Origin of the sequence: Pontibacter populi, from assembly GCF_040278685.1 — a bacterium.
Classification (GTDB): Bacteria; Bacteroidota; Bacteroidia; order Cytophagales; family Hymenobacteraceae; genus Pontibacter; species Pontibacter populi.
This window is the reverse complement of record NZ_JBEOKT010000015.1, coordinates 49,680-67,388: the sequence shown is the minus strand read 5'-3', so window position 1 is coordinate 67,388 and position 17,709 is coordinate 49,680. Positions and strand designations below refer to the sequence as shown.

Sequence of the window (17,709 nt, the reverse complement as noted above, 5' to 3'; positions counted from 1 at the left end):
AAAAAAGGAGAAGCCTGCGCTTCTCCTTCTCCCAACTTACATACAGCAGTTGAATATTATTTTACAACCGGGTTAGTAACCAGCGCTTGCTGGCTAAGTTGTAAGTTACTTTGGCTCATGCGCTCACAGGCGCTAAACACAAGCGAAATGGCTGCACTCAGAAAAGCCATTTTTAAATATAGTCTCATAAAAAATTACTGAAAAATAAGGGGAAGTGCCTGGCGAAAAAAACAGCCGCACCCGAAAGTGCGGCTGAAAAAATCACCAAAATTACACTTTAATCAAGTATTATAATTCGCCACGCTCAGCGGCTTTCTTCATCTTCTCGTTCGCGAAAATTGCGATCTCTACACGACGGTTCTGCTGACGACCTGCTGCAGTGCTGTTATCAGCAATTGGCTGGTCAAAGGCATATCCCTGGGTAGTCATACGGTTGCGGCTTACACCCTGGCCAGATAAGTAGCTGGCTACAGACTCAGCACGACGTTCAGACAACGCCTGGTTCAGCTCACGTGTACCGGTGTTATCGGTGTGGCCTTCTATTAGGATGTTCGTGTCTTCGTATTTCTTAAGTGTAGTGGCAAGTTGTGCGATCTCTGTCTGTGCGTTAGACTGCAACGCATCCGAGTTTGTAGCGAACAGGATACCAGAGTTAAACGTGATCTTGATACCTTCACCAACACGCTCTACTTTGGCATTTTCAAGGTCTCTTTGCAGTTCTTCTGCCTGCTTGTCCATGTGACGGCCAATAAGCGCACCAGTTGTACCACCAACGGCAGCACCAATAATAGCACCTGCCGCAGTGTTACCGGCAGCTTTACCAATTACACCACCAACCACAGCGCCGGCACCGGCACCAATTGCACCACCTTTAGCCGTTCTGCTGGCATTACAAGATGTAAATAGCAAACCGATGATGGCAAAAATGGATAAATAAATTCTGATACTTTTCATATGCATTCTATTTTAGTTCTGATTTACGAATCGTGAGATTCAAAGCTTCATACTGCTTATTTTTAAAAATGTTCCGGCATTGTACTCACTTTATAGTGGCCTTTAAAACAGCAAATAACCAGCAAACTATATACCTTCTTGATTATTACCATTTTATATAGTCAATATAGTATACTTTAACGACCAAAATATTTAACAGGTTTTTAAATAAAGTGTACATACTGGTTTACAGGGTAAAAAACTATACAAAAAAGAGCGCCTGCCAACCGAAGCTGACAGGCGCTCTGTAAGGCAACTATAGTTTATAGTTTTACTTTATTTCACCGCTCTCGGCAGCTTTTTTCATCTCTTCGTTCGCGATAATGATGATCTCTACACGACGGTTCTGCGTACGGCCTGCAACTGTGCTGTTATCAGCAATTGGCTGGTCGTAGCTATAACCTTTAGCCTGTAAACGCGATCCATCAACACCTACGCTTTTTGCATAGTTTAATACAGACTGCGCACGGCGCTCAGATAATTTCTGGTTCAGTTCGTAGCTACCGGTATTGTCAGTGTGACCTTCAATAATTACGTTGGTACCTTCATACTCTTTCAGTGTCTGGGCAAGCTTTGCAATGTCCTGCTTGGCAGATGCACTTAACTCAGCAGAGTTCGTCTGGAAAAGGATACCAGAATCAAAGTTGATACGGATCGCTTCGCCTACACGCTCTACGTTTGCATTTTCCATGCTCTTCTCAAGCTCTTCAGCCTGCTTGTCCATACGGCGACCAATTACGGCGCCTGTTGCACCACCTACTGCAGCACCAATAATAGCACCTGCAGCAGTGTTACCCATTTTGTTACCGATGATACCACCAATAACAGCACCAGAGCCGGCTCCTATAATACCGCCTTTGGTAGTTTTATTCATTCCTTTTTTATCAGAGGTATCTGTTGTTTGTGTACCTGTTTGGGAAGTTTCTGTAGTTGTACCTGAGTTATCAGCTGTCGGACGTGTGCTCTGGCAAGACGTGAACAGCATAGCTGCAGCTAGAAACGAGGTTAATGATAATTTTAAAGCTTTCATGTTTCTTAAAATTGGTAAAGGTTTGGTTTACGGTAATTGTACTGTTTATGATAATTTAAATTTACTGGCCTGCGCCTGCAAAGCCTATTGCAATACAAGTGCCAGCTTTACACAAACGCCCATAATCCTTAAAACTATACAAGTAAGAGCTAAAAATATTTAGCTTTTTAAATATATAAACCTCACATTACCATTATTGTCAATAAAAAAGCCTGCCATTACAACTAATGGCAGGCTTTAAAACTTTATATTTCAGTTTATTACGATGCTTTGGTTGCTTTGCGTGTTTTAATCTTAGCATTATCAGCATCTTTCTCGCAAACCATGCTCAGCAGGTTCGTCAGTTTATCTTTCAGCTCTTTGCGGTCAACTATAAAGTCCAGGAAGCCGTGCTCCAGTACAAACTCTGCACTCTGAAAACCTTTTGGCAGGTCTTTACCAATTGTTTCTTTAATTACACGCGGGCCGGCAAAACCGATCAACGCACCTGGCTCAGCAATGTTAAAGTCACCCAGCATAGCATACGATGCCGTTACACCTCCGGTAGTCGGGTCAGTCAGCATGGAAATATAAGGCAGGCCTTCTTCTGAAAGTAATGCCAGTTTAGCGGACGTTTTAGCCATCTGCATCAGCGAGAAGCCGGCCTCCATCATTCGTGCACCACCCGATTTCGAGATCATCATGAACGGTGTGCGTGTTTTGCGGGCGTGGTCAATGGCGCGGGCTATCTTCTCTCCTACCACCGAGCCCATAGAACCACCAATAAAGTTGAAGTCCATACAGGAGATAGTGATCTCGCGGCCATTCATTTTACCGTAAGCGCTGCGCACAGCATCTTTCAGGCCTGTCGATTTCTGGGTAGCAACTATACGATTCGGGTACGGCTTAGAGTCCACAAAGTCCAGCGGGTCGCCGGAAGTAAGGTTGGCATCCAGTTCCGTAAACTCGTTGTTGTCGAAAAGGATGGCAAAATACTCTTTAGAGCCAATGCGATCGTGATGATTACACTTAACGCAGGTGCTTAAATTTTTGCGGTGCTCTGCCATGCTACTTACAGCTTTGCAGCTAGGGCACTTATACCACAACCCGTCCGGTGTTTCCTTTTTCTCCTCTGTAGGGGTATGGATTCCTTTTTCTACTCTTTTAAACCAAGGCATCATAGTTTAAAGCGTGCGCCAGGCACATAAAATGTGATAAAATACTTGCAGCCAACCGGCCGGGTACATCAAAAAAATGACCTGCCTTTCAGGTCTCCGGAGAGCTTTACAAAAGGCAGGTCACAAAATTATGTAATTATCAGCAGTTCTGCTACAAATTAAGCTAATGTAATCTCGTTATTCAGATATACGTCCTGTATGGCGTTCAGTAACTCCACACCAACTTTCATGTCTTTCTGGAACGCTTTACGGCCAGAAATTAAGCCCATGCCGCCCGCACGCTTATTAATAACAGCTGTACGCACAGCATCTGCCAGGTCAGACTCGCCCTTAGACTCACCACCAGAGTTGATCAGACCGGCACGGCCCATATAGCAGTTGGCCACCTGGTAACGCGCCAGATCGATCGGGTTATCGGTAGTCAGCTTTTCGTACATCGCCTTATGCGACTTCGCAAAGTTGATAGCTGTAAAGCCACCGTTATTCTCCGGAAGTTTCTGTTTGATGATGTCGGCCTGTATAGTTACGCCCAGGTGGTTAGCCTGCGCTGTAATGTCGGCAGCTACGTGGTAATCTACACCATCTTTTTTGAAGGCGTTGTTACGTGCATAGCACCAAAGTATAGTTGCCATACCTAACTGGTGTGCTCTTTCAAATGCCTCCGCTACTTCCATTATCTGGCGAGAAGATTCTTCAGAACCAAAGTATATAGTTGCACCAACAGCAGTTGCACCCAGGTTCCAGGCCTCATCCACAGAACCGAACATGATCTGGTCGAACTTGTTAGGGTAAGTCAGCAGCTCGTTGTGGTTAATTTTTACGATGAACGGAATTCTGTGCGCATATTTTCTGGACATCATGGCCAGATTACCGAACGTTGTGGCAACCGCGTTGCAACCACCTTCCATAGCCAGCTTAATGATGTTCTCAGGATCGAAATAAATTGGGTTTGGCGCGAACGATGCACCGGCAGTGTGCTCTATGCCCTGGTCAACCGGCAGGATAGACAGGTAACCCGTGCCACCTAAACGGCCATGGTCAAACAGCTGCTGCAGGCTGCGCAATACCTGTGGGCTGCGGTTGCTCTGAGCAAAAATTCTGTCCACGAAGTCCGGGCCCGGCGCGTGCAGCTGCTCTTTTGAGATTGTTTTGCTTTCATACTGAAGCAGGCTTTCTCCTTCAGAACCAAGTAAAGAAACGATGTTATCGTAATTCATTTGTCTTTAAAATTTTGTGATAGAGACACTTTAGATTTGGTGATACAAATATAGCAAGGGATATATATTTTTAATATTCTTTTGGACTGCTTTCTGTTTCAGATTATAAACTCTAGGATGGGTAATTTTTATAACACAGACAAGCCCATCAGAACACCCAACACTTACTTTGCAGGCACAAAAAAGTTACTATAAAAAACAGCGCCTGACTAAAATTTTAGTCAGGCGCTGCACATCGTTATCTATAGTTTGAGAACCTATAGTTGCGGGCTTCTACATACAAGTTTCGCTTACTACTTTGCCATCCACCAGTACAGTGCAAACATGCGAGGTATACTCAAACGGATCTCCGTCAAATAACACGATGTCGGCATCTTTGCCTTTCTCCAGAGAGCCAATGCGTTTGTCCTGGCCAATTATTTTGGATGGAGCTATAGTTAGCGCGGCCAGTGCCTGTTCCGGTTTCATGCCATTTGCTACGGCCACACTTGCCTCAAACAACAACACACGCGCCCTTGGCACATAGGCCTCAAAACCACTTTGTATGGCTACCGGAATACCGGCTTTGGCAAGTATAGCTGCTGTTTCGAAAGATATATTTTTGTTTTCGCCGTAAGCCCGCGCCATAGTCGGGTGAACTATAACCGGAATACCGGCGGCCTTTATCTCATCTACTAACAAGTAACCTTCCGAAGCACCATCCAGCACCATGTCCAGGTTAAACTCTTTTGCCAGGCGCAGCGCTGCCATTATATCCTGGGCTTTGTTGGCTGTAACTAATGCCTTGTATTTTCCGGAGAGCACTTCACTTAATGTCTCCATTTTCAGGTTACGGTCGGGGCGCTTGGAGGCATCCTTGTTACCCGATTTTTTAGCGTAAGCCTGTGCCGCCTGTAACTCCGAGCGAAGCATAGCAATACCTTTTGCCGTAGTTTTTGGTGAGTTATAGTTATCAGCCACCGAATTTCCTACTGTAAAAGCCACCATCGTTGTCGTATCGAGCAGGTTATTGAAACCATCAGCAGAAGTTTTTAACGCCATTAGCTTTCCGCTGGCCAATGCGCCTGGAGCATGCCCCGTGTTTATAGTTGTAACGCCATGGCTGCGCACCCAGATTATCAGTTCCTCGTTGGGGTTATAGGCATCTATAGCGCGAAGCTCAGGCTGTACGGGTGATGTTTTCTCGAGTTGCTGCTGGTCGGCAGGCACGTTGTAAATACCGGCTAACCCAACCGAAGTGTGGGCATCTACAAAACCGGGCGTTACCACTTTGGCGTTATAGACCTTATAGTTCTGCGGCACCTGCAGGTTAGCTCCTACGGCCTCAATTTTGCCATCTTTTATAAGCACAACACCATTCTTGATAGGCGTGCCGGCCATGGTATAAACCGTTTCGCCTTTAACAGCTATCTGTGCCTGCACCTGTCTGGCGCCAACTATAGCCAGGCCCGCAACTATAGCCGCTGCTATTTTTATATGTTTTTTCATGTTGGTTCTTCTCAGAAGTTGATTCAGTATAAGTCGAGATTATAGGAATAAACTCTCTGACTCATCACTCTTAAACTCTTACTTATTAATGCGTGTGATAATGAACATCGGTCTGGTAGGTATTGTAGCCACCGGTCGCAAACTTTTTGTCTTCAGGGTTGCTGATGTCGAAGCGCTTTTTACCTTCTACCCAAGTCTGTTCTATAGTTGTGTACACACTGAACGGCTCGCCATTCAGAACTATAAAATCAGCATCTTTGCCTTTCTCCAGGGAGCCAACGCGGTTATCCAGTTCCAGCATTTTGGCACCGGCTATAGTCAGCGCTTCCAGGGCTTTTTCGCGACTCATACCGGCACGCACACCCAAGGCTGCACTTCGCATAAATAACCTTGAATCGGTAATGCCATCATCGGTATGGAAAGCAGTGAGTACACCTGCTTTTTCCAGCACAGCGCCGTTGCTATTTCTCACCTCCACGGCTTCCGATTTACCGCCCGGAGAATCCAGGGTGATAATGGAGGCAGGAATACCGGCTTTGGCAATTTCGTCGGCTGCTTTCCAGGCTTCGCTTACGTGGTGCAATACCATCTTAAAGCCAAATTCTTTCTGTAATCTAAGTGCGGTCAGTACATCGTCGTAGCGGTGTGTATGGAAATGCACAATGCGCTTGCCCTCCAGTATCTCTACCATTGGGTCTAGGTTTGCTTTGCGCTCCGGCATTTTATCGGCTTTGCCTTTGGCTGCTTTTATCTTGCTTTGGTATTGCTGAGCATCTAAAAATAATTGCCTTGCCATAGCCGCCGACTTAGCACGCGTACCCGGAAAAGGATTTGCCTTCATGGGGTTTGTACCGTTGGCCATTTTCATGCCGCCACAGATGCCGTTGGTCACATCCTCGCAAAAAGTAAGATCGCCAATCGTGTTGCCTTCGCGCATTTTAAGGTACACGGTCTGCCCGCTCATCAGGTGGCCCGAGCCCGGCATTACGTTTACGGTTGTTATTCCGCCGGCCAAAGCACGCTTAAACGAATCGCTGATCGGGTTAATGCCATCTATAATGCGCACATCGGGTTGCAACGGAGCAGATGCATCAGCACCAGCACCTTCGCCCAAATGTGAGTGCGTATCTACCAAACCCGGCATCAGTACTTTACCAGTTAGGTCAAATTCGGTGGCTCCTTTGGGTATTTTCACATCGCTGGCAGCGCCAACGGCTGTTATTTTGCCATGTTGCACCACCAGCACGCCATTTTCTATGGGTTTGCCGGCTATAGGAATAATGCGGGCATTTTTGAACACATGCGGTTGTTCCTGGGCAAAGGCGTTGCCGGTCAGCAAAAAGCCGGACAGGCCAAGCGCTGCAAGCAACAGTTTATTCTTTCTCATCAGGTTTAAGTTGAGGTATAGATCAGGTTAGTTTTTAACACCTTTAACTTAAACATTTTAACCTGCATTTAAAAACATTTCCCGGTCGGGCAGCAACTATAGTTCTCACTTCTCCCGCAACATCTAAACAAAACCAAAATCGTTATTATTAATACACTATCTATCTTACCGCTATGAGAACTAGAAAGAATTTTGCGCACCACAAGCTCCCACCGACACTAACTATAGTTTCCCTCGCATTTATAGTTTACGCCTGCGTCTCCTCAACCCAACTTACCGGCTCCTGGAAAAGCCCCGAAGCAACCGGAAAAACCTATAACAATATTGTAGTTGCGGCCCTTACCGAGAATATACTTGCCCGCCAGGAAGTGGAAAAAGACATGCAGAACCAGCTGTTGCAACGCGGCATAAAAGCTACCAAAAGCATCGATATTTTTCCGCCAACCGGTGCCACTAAGGAGGGCCCTGATGTAAACTTGCTGTTAGAGAAGATGCGCGGCGCAGACTACGATGCCGTACTGACTGTTGCGCTAGTAGACGAAGAAACAGAAACCCGTTATGTGCCGAGCAATGTTGGCTACCGTCCGGTTACGTATTTTTCCTGGTATGGCAACTTCCGGAGATACTATACTTACTGGCAACCTATCCTGTACGAACCCGGCTACTATACCGAAGACAAGATCTATTACCTCGAAACCAATCTTTATGGTGTAGAGAACGATGCCTTGGTCTGGTCTGCACAGTCGCACTCACATAGCCCATCGAGTATGCGTAAAGCCGCTGAGAAACTGGCCGAGCTAACTATAAATCAACTCGCCAAAGACAACCTGATACAACCTCAGATTATGCAGGAATAAAAAAGAGATACGTTTGATGCGTCCTTTCATAGTTTAACCAGTTACATATAAAGACTATGCGGTGAATACAAACCCTATTCTCCGCAAATCTGCGGAGAATTAACAACTATAAATCTAAAGCTCACACCCACAAAAAAAGGACACCCTTTTAAGAATGTCCTTTATTATAGTTCGCTATAGTTACGTTACTACTCATTATACACCACATGCAGCACTGTTTGCCCCACGGCTTTCAGTGTTTTCGGGCTGATGATGGACATGCTGTCGGAGTGGCGGTGGTGGTAATCTCCGAAATAGTCGCCATCAATACTGCTCATATTGTACTCTATAATATCGATCATCGGGATCTTGGCAATAGCGTTGATATATGAGTGATCGTCAGTAATGGCAGGGGCATTTACATATTTAAAGTAATCCGAATAGCCTAGCTTGTTGCCTGCCTTCCACACTTTATCAACTATATTTTTAGCATACTGCATAGAGGTTCCTTCGCGGGCAAACCGAGCGTTGTTGGCTCCTACCATGTCCAGCAGTATACCATACTTGGCGGTATAGTTCGGGTTATGCTTGTTGCGACTCCAGTATTGCGAACCTAAGCACCAGGTGTCATCCTTGTAAGGTAATTCGCTGTCGTCCGGCTGGCCATAGTCTTCCCCGTCAAAAAAGAACAGGTCTACACCCACATCCGGTTTCTGCTGCGCGGCTTGTAGTGTTCTGGCAATTTCCAGCAGTACCGCTACACCACTTCCACCATCGTTAGCACCGTCTATTGGCTTTTTCTGGTTGTTAGTGTCTTTATCGGCATACGGGCGGGTATCCCAGTGAGCGGCCAGCATAATGCGCGTACCAGCCTCCGGGTTATAGGATGCTATAATGTTACGCAGGTTCAGCATAGTGCCATCATAAGCACGCATCTGAAACTCCTGCACTTCTACCTTAGCACCATATTCTTTTAACTTACTGATGATCCAGTCGCCGGTAGCTTTGTGCGGCTCTGTGTTTGGCACACGCGGACCAAAAGCTACCTGCTTTGCTACAAACTTGTAAGCAGAATCAGCATTAAATTCCGGTGCTTTCACTCCTGCCGGTTCGGTTTCAGTTTCGTTTACAGTGGTTTCCTGCTGCGCGCCTTTCTCTGCTGAGTCGCAACTATAAAGTGCCAGCGTACCGCAGAAAAGTATAGCTATCAGGTTCAATTTATTCTTCATAAGCCCAGTCAATACCGGTTTTTAAATCTTTAATTACAATACCCTGCTTCTTCAGTTCAGCGCGAATGGCATCTACTTTATCGTAATCCTTAGATTCCTTCGCTTCTTTATAGAACGTCAGCACTAAGCTTAGCATTTCTTCCTGATCGCCGAGCGGTTCTTCTTTCAGGCCCAATATATCTAGCACCAGCGTACGGTAAGTTTCTCTTATGGTATCAAATGTTCCACGTGTGAGATTCCCGATCTGCAGCTGACCTAGGTATAAACTGTTCACTTTTTTAAGCAAGTTGAACAGCGAAGCTATAGTTCGTGCGGTGTTCATGTCATCATCCAGTCCACGGAAGCAGTCTTCAGTCAGTTTCAGCAGTTCTTCGTTCAGCTTTTCGTCCGGTGCAACACCTTCTTCCGGGTACTGCATCTTCTCCAGCACACGCAGTCCGTTCATTAGCTTTGTGTAGCCTTTTCGTGCTGCCTGTAGTGCTTCGTTACTAAAATCCAGGGTACTTCTATAGTGCGCCTGCAGAATAAAGAAGCGGATCGTCATCGGGCTGTAGGCCTGCTCCAGCATCTCGTGGTTGCCGCTAAACAATTCGCTCAGGTTTATAAAGTTACCCAGCGATTTACCCATCTTCTGCCCGTTCACTGTGATCATGTTGTTATGAACCCAGTATTTGGCAGCATCCGAGTGGCTGTGGCTAGCCTGGCTCTGCGCTATCTCGCATTCGTGGTGCGGGAACATCAGGTCCAGTCCGCCTCCATGTATGTCAAAGTTCTCGCCCAGGTATTTTCTGCTCATGGCCGAGCACTCCAGATGCCATCCCGGGAAACCATCGCTCCACGGCGAAGGCCAGCGCATGATATGCGACGGGGAAGCTTTTTTCCAGAGTGCAAAATCCAGCGGAGATCGTTTTTCGCCCTGCCCTTCCGTATCGCGGGTGTTGCTCAGCAGGTCTTCTATAATTCTGCCCGACAGCTTGCCATAGTTGTGGTCCTTATTGTAAGCCGGCACATCAAAGTATACTGACCCGTTCACTTCGTAAGCAAAGCCGTTTTCCAGTATCTCCTTTATCATCTCTATCTGCTCAATGATATGGCCCGATGCACGTGGTTCGATGTCCGGAGATAAGGTGTTTAGTTTTTCGAGGTCGCGGTGATATACATTGGTATAGTGCTGCACTACTTCCATCGGCTCCAGTTTCTGCGCTTTGGCAATTTTCTCGATCTTATCTTCCCCTTCGTCGGCATCGTTCTGCAGGTGTCCAACGTCGGTAATGTTGCGCACAAAACGCACCTTATATTTCAGGTATTTGAGGTAACGATACAGCACATCGAAGGTAACGGCGCTACGGGCATGGCCTAAATGCGGCTCGCCGTAAACAGTTGGCCCGCACAGGTACATACCCACAAACGGAGCGTGCAGCGGTTCAAATACTTCCTTCTTGCGTGTAAGCGTATTATAGAGGTTCAGTTTCTGTGGCATAGTATAAGTTCAGGCACCAGCGGCACCGCACTTTATAGTTTGATCAGCCAATAGTGGCCGGTTTATAGTTCAAAATTAAAAAGATTGCCTTCCAAGTCCTAACCTTACTCTTCTTCCAGCACATATTTGGCCGATATCGGGAAATGATCGGAAAGGCCCATCTCGTAATGTGTTTTAAATTCTATCGCCCGTAACCCTTCACTGTAAAACTGGTTATCGATGCGTAAGAAAGGCAAAGGTCCGTTATACGTTGCTCCTACGCCAGTGCCAGCTTTTACAAACGCATTCTCCAGGGTACGCGCCAGTTGGTTGTAAGTATAGCTTGTTGGTATATCGTTAAAGTCGCCGCACACTATAACCGGGTAAGGAGACTCGTTAATATGTTCCAGTAGTTTTTCAGCCTGGTGCCCGCGGGCTATAAAACCCTTTTTCAGGCGGCGCGCCAGGTTGCGTCCTTCTTTTTTAAAGCTTGCCTCATCACCAATAGCCGAATACGTATTCTCGATGTCCTGCGACTTGATGCTCATAGATTGCAGGTGGGCCGTATAGATGCGGACCGTATCTCCTTTCACGTTTATATCGGCCCAGATAGCACGGTTATGGTTAGACTCCCCGAAGCGAATTACGCCTTTATCAACTATAGGATAACGCGTAAAGATCACGATACCAATATCAGCCTTGTTGCGGTCTACAAACGACACAGAGAAATAGCGAAACTTGTCATAACGGTTACCAATGCGGCTTACCGTATTATAAGTATTGGAGCCCCGGTTGCTATAAAACTCCTGCAAACAGTACACATCGGCTGGGTGCGTGGCTACCCAGTCAATCATCTCGCTCGATGCTTCGCGTTCTACGCCATCTTTATCTGTGTAGGCATTAAAAACGTGCACATTATAACTAAGCACCTGCAGCGTTTTGGCGCCATCAGGTTCGCCGCTGCTAAAGTTAAACGCCATCATGCGGCTATAGTATCCCCAGCCAAGCACAATTACCAGCAGCGGCAGTACTACAAACCAAGACCGTTTAATGAGCCAGTAAACCAGGAAAAGCCCGTTAAGAATAAGTGCCCCCGGCAACGACAGCGCAACAAAGGCAGCCGGCCAGAACTCATGAGGCGGAACACGCAGACATAGTACACCCAGCAACACCCAGAACACAACGAGGATGTTTAAAATGAGCCAAAAACGGCGCCTTATTTTTTTGAATGTGCCAGACACGAAACAAACATACAAAGAAACGTTTGATGTATACTATGCCTTAACCATAAAATGACATAGCATAAACACCAAATCACAACTATAAAAACTTCTTAAGAACTATAGTAACTTTCCCGTTGTTGCATAGAAACACATTGCTCAGCAAGCGGCAATCAGGTTACCCCTCCATACCTATAGTTACACTTCCATAACACAGCCGGAAACTATAAATTAATACAGCCATTAGCGGACTGTATTGTATATATAATGTTTTTGTTGTAAATTTGTGAAATTATTTCGCAGGAGATGAGGGGACACGAAGTCCCCTTCTTTATTTCTTATACTTGTAAACAATGGCACTAAGCGCAACAACTATACGCGAGTTTGCGGAAGCAAGTCTTCCGGATAGCGACCTGTTTCTGGTAGATGTAACGGTTTCGGATTCAGCGGTTCGCCCTAAAGTAACCGTGCTGGCCGATGGTGAGCAGGGAATTACGATAGACCAGTGCGCTACGCTTAGCCGCCGTATCAGCAAGAAAATTGAGGAGAAGTACGGTGAGGAGCTGAGCTATACCATAGAAGTAAGTTCGCCTGGTGTTGACTTTCCGCTGACACAGCCGAAACAGTTTATCCGTAATATAGGTCGCAACCTGAAGCTGAAACTGCAGGATGGCACCGAGAAAACCGGCAAACTGGAAGAAGTAACCGAAACCGGAATTAACCTGACCGAAGAAATAAAACAAAAAGGCAAAAAGGCAACGTATGAGCCTGTGCAAATACCTTTCGGGGAGATTGTAAAAGCAAATGTTGTAATATCATTTAAATAAAAAGATAATGAACAGTTCAGTCCTGATCGAGTCGTTCGCTGAATTCGCGAAATTCAAGAACATAGACCGCCCGACCATGATGCGTATCCTAGAAGATGTGTTCCGCACCATGATCCGTAAAAAGTGGGGTACCGACGAGAACTTTGATATCATCCTGAACGTGGAGAAAGGTGACCTGGAGATATGGCGTAACCGCGAAATCGTGGACGACAACTCTGAGGACATCTGGGATCATGATAAGATCGCCTTATCGGATGCACAGAAGATAGAGCCAGACTTTGAGGTTGGTGAAGAAGTATCGGAAGAGATACAACTGGAAGACTTTGGTCGCCGCGCTGTACTTACAGCCCGCCAGACGCTTATACAGCGCATCAAGGACATGGAGAAGGAACTGTTGTTCCAGAAGTATAAAGACCTTGTAGGCGAGATCATATCCGGTGAAGTTTACCAGGTTTGGAACCGCGAAGTGTTGTTGCTGGACCAGGACGAAAATGAACTACTGATACCGAAGAACGAACAGATACCAAAGGACCGTTACCGTAAAGGCGACGTAGTTCGTGCTGTTGTTCAGCGTGTTGAGATCGTGAACGGTAATCCAAAGATCATCCTTTCACGTACATCTCCTGCATTCCTGGAGCGTTTATTTGAGAACGAAGTACCTGAAATATTCGATGGACTTATCGCGATCAAAAAAATCGTTCGTGAGCCGGGCGAGCGTGCTAAAGTTGCCGTAGAATCTTTTGACGACCGTATTGACCCGGTTGGTGCCTGCGTAGGTATGAAAGGTTCACGTATACATAGTATAGTACGTGAGCTTGAGAACGAAAACATTGACGTAATTAATTATACCGATAACCTGGAACTATACATTCAGCGTGCCCTTAGCCCGGCTAAGATCACCAGCATGAAGATAGACCAGGAAAACAAGCGTGTATCGGTGTTCTTGAAACCAGACCAGGTATCGTTAGCGATCGGTAAAGGTGGCCAGAACATTAAGCTTGCAAGCCGTTTGGTTGATATGGAGATCGACGTATTCAGAGAGTCTGAAGTGTACGAAGAAGACATCAGCCTGGAAGAGTTTACAGATGAGATCGAAGACTGGGTAATTGCAGAATTACGCCGCATTGGTCTGGATACAGCGAAGAGTGTGCTGGCAGTTACAAAAGAAGACCTGCTGCGCAGAACTGAACTGGAAGAAGAAACCATCGACGACGTGCTGGCTATCCTGCGCGAAGAGTTGGAAGAAGAAGACAATCAATAGTTGTACGTTGTGCCCCATTCGCTTAATTTTGAAAGAAATTAGCGGAGGGGCATACCGCATTACCTGCTTACAGGCAACTAATAATTTACATTAAGAATAAAAGACAGCATATTAGAACAAAATGGCAGAAGAACAAACAAGGAGGCTTAAACAGGTTGCAACTACTTTGAACATTGGTACATCTACCATTGTGGACTACCTCTCTGCTAAAGGTTTTGACGTGGAAAACAGACCCACTACCAAGATCACGGCAGAGCAGTTCAGTATGCTGGCTAAAGAGTTCGCTTCCTCTATGAAAGATAAAATAGAGGCAGAAGAGCTTAATATTGGCAAGAAGCCACAAACCAACCAGGTTGTGGAATCGGAAGGTCACCATCACGAAGTAAAGAAAACTGCAGAACCTGAGCAGGAGATCTTTATTAAGACGGTACACCAGCCAAAAGGCGAAACAGCCGAGCCGAAAGCACCTGAAGCTCCGGCACCAGCTGCACCAGCACCTGCTCCGGAACCCAAATTGCCAGGTATAAAAGTATTAGGCAAAATAGAACTGGATGCAAAAGGAAACCCGGTACCTAAGCAGGCTCCAAAGCCAGCCCCGGCACCAGAGGCTCCAGCCCCAGCTCCAGCTGCTGAAAAACCTGCTCCGGCCCCTGCGCCAGTGGCAGAAAAACCAGCAGCTCCGGCACCAGAAGAAAAACCTGCTGCCCCTGTAAAACCAGTTGAAAAGCCAGCTCCCGCAGCTGAAAAACCAGCAACGCCAGCGCCAGCGCAACCGGCTCCTCCTGTTGCTGAAAAACCTGCGGCTCCTGCAACACCAACACCTGCTGCCCCTGCGAAGCCTGCAGCAGAAACCAAAGCACCTGAGCCTACGCCAGCTGCACCCGAAAAACCTTCGGAACAAGAACAAGGACCAATAGAAACAATTACAGCAAAAGCCGACCAGTTAAAAGGCCTTACTGTACTGGGCAAGATCGAATTACCAGACAGCTCACGCAGAAAAGGCACTAAACCTGTAGCCTCTTCCGATGATAGGAAGGGCGGCAAAAAGAAAAAGCGCAAGCGCATTATAGTTCCAACTGAAGGTGGTGGCCAACAGCCAAACCAACAGCAGAGTATCCAGAACCAGAACCAGCGCCCGGTTACGCCGGCAGGTGGCCGACCTCATGGAGGCGGTGGACCGCACCAGGGAGGACCACGACCGCAGGGTGGTGGCAGAAACCAGCAACGCGGAACATTTACGCCACGCCCTGAAAAAGCGGAGGTTACCGATAAGGAAATTCAGGAGCAGATCAAGGCTACACTTGCCAAGCTAAGCGGTGGTAAAGGTGGCGGTGGTAACCGTGCCAAGTATCGTCGTGAGAAACGTTCGGCTATAGCTGATGCTACCGAAGAACGCAGAATGCAGGAGCAGGCAGAATCTAAAACACTGCGTGTAACTGAATTCGTATCGGCAAACGACCTTGCGTCACTGATGAACGTGAGCGTGAACGATGTTATTAAGGTGTGTATGCAGCTTGGCATGTTCGTTTCAATTAACCAGCGCCTGGATGCAGAAGCAATTACTATTATTGCAGATGAGTTCGGTTACGGAATTGACTTCATTACAAGTGAAGACGAGCAGGCACTGGAGCACATAGAGGCCGATGCAGAAGAGGACCTGGAAGAACGCGCTCCGATCGTTACGATCATGGGTCACGTTGACCACGGTAAAACTTCCCTGCTTGACTACATACGTGATGCGAACGTAACTGCCGGTGAGGCCGGTGGTATTACGCAGCACATTGGTGCTTATAAAGTAAAAACAGAAAGCGGCCGTACGGTTACTTTCCTGGATACGCCTGGTCATGAAGCCTTTACCGCGATGCGTGCCCGTGGTGCCAAAGTAACGGACGTTGTTATTATTGTGGTAGCCGCCGACGACTCGGTGATGCCTCAGACAAAAGAAGCGATCAACCACGCACAGGCAGCCGGTGTACCAATTATTATTGCACTTAACAAAATAGATAAGCCGGGCGCCAACCCTGATAAAGTTCGTGAAGAACTTGCTCAGCTGAACATACTGGTTGAAGAATGGGGCGGTAAATACCAGGCTCAGGAAGTATCAGCAAAAACAGGACAGGGCGTAAACGACCTGCTGGAAAAAGTATTGCTGGAAGCTGAATTACTGGAACTAAAAGCCAACAAGAACAGGAACGCTATAGGTACAGTTATTGAAGCCGCTCTTGATAAAGGCCGTGGTTATGTAGCAACTATGCTTGTACAGACAGGTACCCTGAAAATAGGTGATGTTGTACTGGCAGGTTCTCACTACGGTAGAGTAAAAGCAATGACCGACCACCGTGGCCGTAAAATGAAAGAAGCAGGCCCATCTACCCCAGTTCAGTTACTGGGTCTTGATGGCGCACCACAGGCCGGCGACAAATTCCTGGTAATGGAATCGGAGCGTGAGGCACGTGAAATTGCATCTAACCGTTCGCAGGTACAGCGTGAGCAAAGCTTACGTACCCGTAAACATATTACCCTGGATGAGATCGGTCGTCGTCTGGCTATCGGTACATTTAAGGAGCTTAACGTGATCGTAAAAGGTGACGTGGATGGTTCAGTTGAAGCACTTTCTGACTCCTTACTAAAACTATCGACTCCTGAAGTTCAGGTTAGCATTATCAACAAAGGGGTGGGTGCCATCTCCGAGTCTGATGTGTTGCTTGCATCTGCTTCTGATGCGATCATTATCGGTTTCCAGGTTCGTCCATCGCAGAATGCGCGTAAGCTGGCAGAGCAGGAGCAAATTGATGTGCGCCTGTACTCTATCATCTACGATGCGATAAACGAAGTGAAGGATGCCATGGAAGGTATGCTTGCTCCTACCCTGAAAGAAGAGATCACTGGTAACGCAGAAGTGCGCGATGTGTTCAAGATCACGAAGGTGGGTACTATTGCAGGTTGTATGGTGACAGACGGAACTATACAGCGTAACAACAAAGTACGCCTGATACGTGATGGTATAGTTGTACTGGATGGCGAGATCCTGGCACTGAAGCGTTTCAAAGACGATGTATCGGAAGTGAGACAAGGCTTTGAGTGCGGTATCAGCCTGAGAAATTACAACGATATCCAGGAAGGTGATATCATTGAAGCGTACACTGAAAAAGAAGTGAAGCGTACACTATAAGTATAGCTTTAACCATAAAAAGAGAAAGCCCCTGGAAATTTCCAGGGGCTTTCTCTTTTTATGGTTACTATAAACTATAGTTATCGTCTTCTGTTGTTGCGGGCAAGCATGCGCTTATCTTTGCGGTGCTTTTTGTGCATTTTCTTCTCTTCCTTCAGAATAGCTTTCATTTTCTTGCTGTTCTTAATGCGCTTCTTATCAAAAGAAGATCTTTTTCCATTCTTGGTCTCGTAGTCGTTAAAGCGTTTATCTAACCCGGATGCGCGCTGACCAACTTCATCAGTAGATGCGCCTTTTGTCTGTGTTTTATTCGTTCCCCAGAATTCATCTTTAGAACTTGACCCCATGGTGTTGGGAGCAGTTTGGGCAGATGCCTCAGAAACTACAAACAAAAAGCTCAGGCAAAATATCGAAAGAAGTAATTTTTTCATGC

The 17,709-nt window shown here is 46.6% G+C and carries 15 protein-coding genes; 4 read left to right on the top strand and 11 right to left on the bottom strand.

The genetic code is table 11. The features are described 5' to 3' along the window. Positions 1–56 precede the first annotated feature (56 nt). The 7 genes from ABS362_RS15055 to ABS362_RS15025 all read right to left on the bottom strand — a co-directional run bounded on the left by ABS362_RS15055 (position 57) and on the right by ABS362_RS15025 (position 7,272). Positions 57–188, bottom strand: coding sequence for a hypothetical protein (locus ABS362_RS15055; RefSeq protein WP_350413345.1), 132 nt, complete (start codon positions 186–188; stop codon positions 57–59). Positions 189–288: 100 nt separating this feature from the next. Beyond that, entirely contained in the window at positions 289–954 is a 666-nt protein-coding gene (locus tag ABS362_RS15050) for a YiaD family glycine zipper/OmpA-like lipoprotein (protein WP_350413343.1), read from the bottom strand. A gap of 310 nt (positions 955–1,264) precedes the next feature. Then, a complete protein-coding gene (locus tag ABS362_RS15045) occupies positions 1,265–2,023 on the bottom strand; it encodes a YiaD family glycine zipper/OmpA-like lipoprotein (protein ID WP_350413341.1) in 759 nt (252 codons plus the stop codon). Positions 2,024–2,283: 260 nt separating this feature from the next. Next, positions 2,284–3,180 carry an acetyl-CoA carboxylase, carboxyltransferase subunit beta gene (gene accD, locus ABS362_RS15040; RefSeq protein ID WP_350413393.1) on the bottom strand — a complete coding sequence of 299 codons (897 nt, stop codon included), beginning with the start codon at positions 3,178–3,180 and terminating at the stop codon, positions 2,284–2,286. Positions 3,181–3,338: 158 nt separating this feature from the next. Beyond that, positions 3,339–4,397 carry a class I fructose-bisphosphate aldolase gene (locus tag ABS362_RS15035; protein WP_350413339.1) on the bottom strand — a complete coding sequence of 353 codons (1,059 nt, stop codon included), beginning with the start codon at positions 4,395–4,397 and terminating at the stop codon, positions 3,339–3,341. A 273-nt stretch (positions 4,398–4,670) separates the two neighbouring features. Then, positions 4,671–5,885 (bottom strand): amidohydrolase family protein, encoded by a 1,215-nt coding sequence (locus ABS362_RS15030; RefSeq protein ID WP_350413338.1) that lies wholly within the window; start codon positions 5,883–5,885, stop codon positions 4,671–4,673. A gap of 85 nt (positions 5,886–5,970) precedes the next feature. Further along, entirely contained in the window at positions 5,971–7,272 is a 1,302-nt protein-coding gene (locus ABS362_RS15025; protein ID WP_350413336.1) for an amidohydrolase family protein, read from the bottom strand. Positions 7,273–7,445: 173 nt separating this feature from the next. Between ABS362_RS15025 and ABS362_RS15020 the strand changes: the two genes are divergently transcribed. Further along, positions 7,446–8,129: a hypothetical protein gene (locus ABS362_RS15020; protein ID WP_350413334.1), complete on the top strand. Its 684-nt coding sequence runs from the start codon at positions 7,446–7,448 to the stop codon at positions 8,127–8,129. Between the two features lie 188 nt (positions 8,130–8,317). Here the strand turns inward: ABS362_RS15020 and ABS362_RS15015 are convergent, their stop codons facing one another. The 3 genes from ABS362_RS15015 to ABS362_RS15005 all read right to left on the bottom strand — a co-directional run bounded on the left by ABS362_RS15015 (position 8,318) and on the right by ABS362_RS15005 (position 12,037). Next, on the bottom strand, positions 8,318–9,337 hold the full coding sequence (locus ABS362_RS15015) for a M28 family peptidase (protein ID WP_350413333.1): 1,020 nt from the start codon (positions 9,335–9,337) through the stop codon (positions 8,318–8,320). Then, on the bottom strand, positions 9,327–10,817 hold the full coding sequence (gene cysS / locus ABS362_RS15010; protein WP_350413332.1) for a cysteine--tRNA ligase: 1,491 nt from the start codon (positions 10,815–10,817) through the stop codon (positions 9,327–9,329). Before cysS ends, ABS362_RS15015 begins: the two co-directional genes overlap by 11 nt. A 104-nt stretch (positions 10,818–10,921) precedes the next feature. After that, the gene (locus tag ABS362_RS15005; RefSeq protein WP_491568582.1) at positions 10,922–12,037 is read right to left on the bottom strand and encodes an endonuclease/exonuclease/phosphatase family protein; all 1,116 of its coding nucleotides are present in this window, start codon (positions 12,035–12,037) and stop codon (positions 10,922–10,924) included. A gap of 332 nt (positions 12,038–12,369) precedes the next feature. On the opposite strand from ABS362_RS15005, the gene rimP reads away from it, so the two are divergent. The 3 genes from rimP (at position 12,370) to infB (ending at position 17,276) form a co-directional block, all read left to right on the top strand. After that, positions 12,370–12,843, top strand: coding sequence for a ribosome maturation factor RimP (gene rimP / locus ABS362_RS15000; RefSeq protein ID WP_350413329.1), 474 nt, complete (start codon positions 12,370–12,372; stop codon positions 12,841–12,843). Positions 12,844–12,850: 7 nt separating this feature from the next. Next, positions 12,851–14,104: a transcription termination factor NusA gene (nusA, locus tag ABS362_RS14995; protein ID WP_350413328.1), complete on the top strand. Its 1,254-nt coding sequence runs from the start codon at positions 12,851–12,853 to the stop codon at positions 14,102–14,104. Positions 14,105–14,225: 121 nt separating this feature from the next. Further along, positions 14,226–17,276 (top strand): translation initiation factor IF-2, encoded by a 3,051-nt coding sequence (gene infB / locus ABS362_RS14990; protein WP_350413326.1) that lies wholly within the window; start codon positions 14,226–14,228, stop codon positions 17,274–17,276. A gap of 80 nt (positions 17,277–17,356) precedes the next feature. On the opposite strand, the gene ABS362_RS14985 is transcribed toward infB, so the two are convergent. Next, positions 17,357–17,707 (bottom strand): hypothetical protein, encoded by a 351-nt coding sequence (locus ABS362_RS14985; RefSeq protein WP_350413325.1) that lies wholly within the window; start codon positions 17,705–17,707, stop codon positions 17,357–17,359. Positions 17,708–17,709 lie beyond the last annotated feature (2 nt).

What these genes read in the sequence shown, in the direction of transcription:
- ABS362_RS15055 (WP_350413345.1), bottom strand. Translation starts at nt 188, where the DNA reads ATGAGACTATATTTAAAAATGGCTTTTCTGAGTGCAGCCATTTCGCTT.
- ABS362_RS15050 (WP_350413343.1), bottom strand. Translation starts at nt 954, where the DNA reads ATGAAAAGTATCAGAATTTATTTATCCATTTTTGCCATCATCGGTTTG.
- ABS362_RS15045 (WP_350413341.1), bottom strand. Translation starts at nt 2,023, where the DNA reads ATGAAAGCTTTAAAATTATCATTAACCTCGTTTCTAGCTGCAGCTATG.
- accD (WP_350413393.1), bottom strand. Translation starts at nt 3,180, where the DNA reads ATGCCTTGGTTTAAAAGAGTAGAAAAAGGAATCCATACCCCTACAGAG.
- ABS362_RS15035 (WP_350413339.1), bottom strand. Translation starts at nt 4,397, where the DNA reads ATGAATTACGATAACATCGTTTCTTTACTTGGTTCTGAAGGAGAAAGC.
- ABS362_RS15030 (WP_350413338.1), bottom strand. Translation starts at nt 5,885, where the DNA reads ATGAAAAAACATATAAAAATAGCAGCGGCTATAGTTGCGGGCCTGGCT.
- ABS362_RS15025 (WP_350413336.1), bottom strand. Translation starts at nt 7,272, where the DNA reads ATGAGAAAGAATAAACTGTTGCTTGCAGCGCTTGGCCTGTCCGGCTTT.
- ABS362_RS15020 (WP_350413334.1), top strand. Translation starts at nt 7,446, where the DNA reads ATGAGAACTAGAAAGAATTTTGCGCACCACAAGCTCCCACCGACACTA.
- ABS362_RS15015 (WP_350413333.1), bottom strand. Translation starts at nt 9,337, where the DNA reads ATGAAGAATAAATTGAACCTGATAGCTATACTTTTCTGCGGTACGCTG.
- cysS (WP_350413332.1), bottom strand. Translation starts at nt 10,817, where the DNA reads ATGCCACAGAAACTGAACCTCTATAATACGCTTACACGCAAGAAGGAA.
- rimP (WP_350413329.1), top strand. Translation starts at nt 12,370, where the DNA reads ATGGCACTAAGCGCAACAACTATACGCGAGTTTGCGGAAGCAAGTCTT.
- nusA (WP_350413328.1), top strand. Translation starts at nt 12,851, where the DNA reads ATGAACAGTTCAGTCCTGATCGAGTCGTTCGCTGAATTCGCGAAATTC.
- infB (WP_350413326.1), top strand. Translation starts at nt 14,226, where the DNA reads ATGGCAGAAGAACAAACAAGGAGGCTTAAACAGGTTGCAACTACTTTG.
- ABS362_RS14985 (WP_350413325.1), bottom strand. Translation starts at nt 17,707, where the DNA reads ATGAAAAAATTACTTCTTTCGATATTTTGCCTGAGCTTTTTGTTTGTA.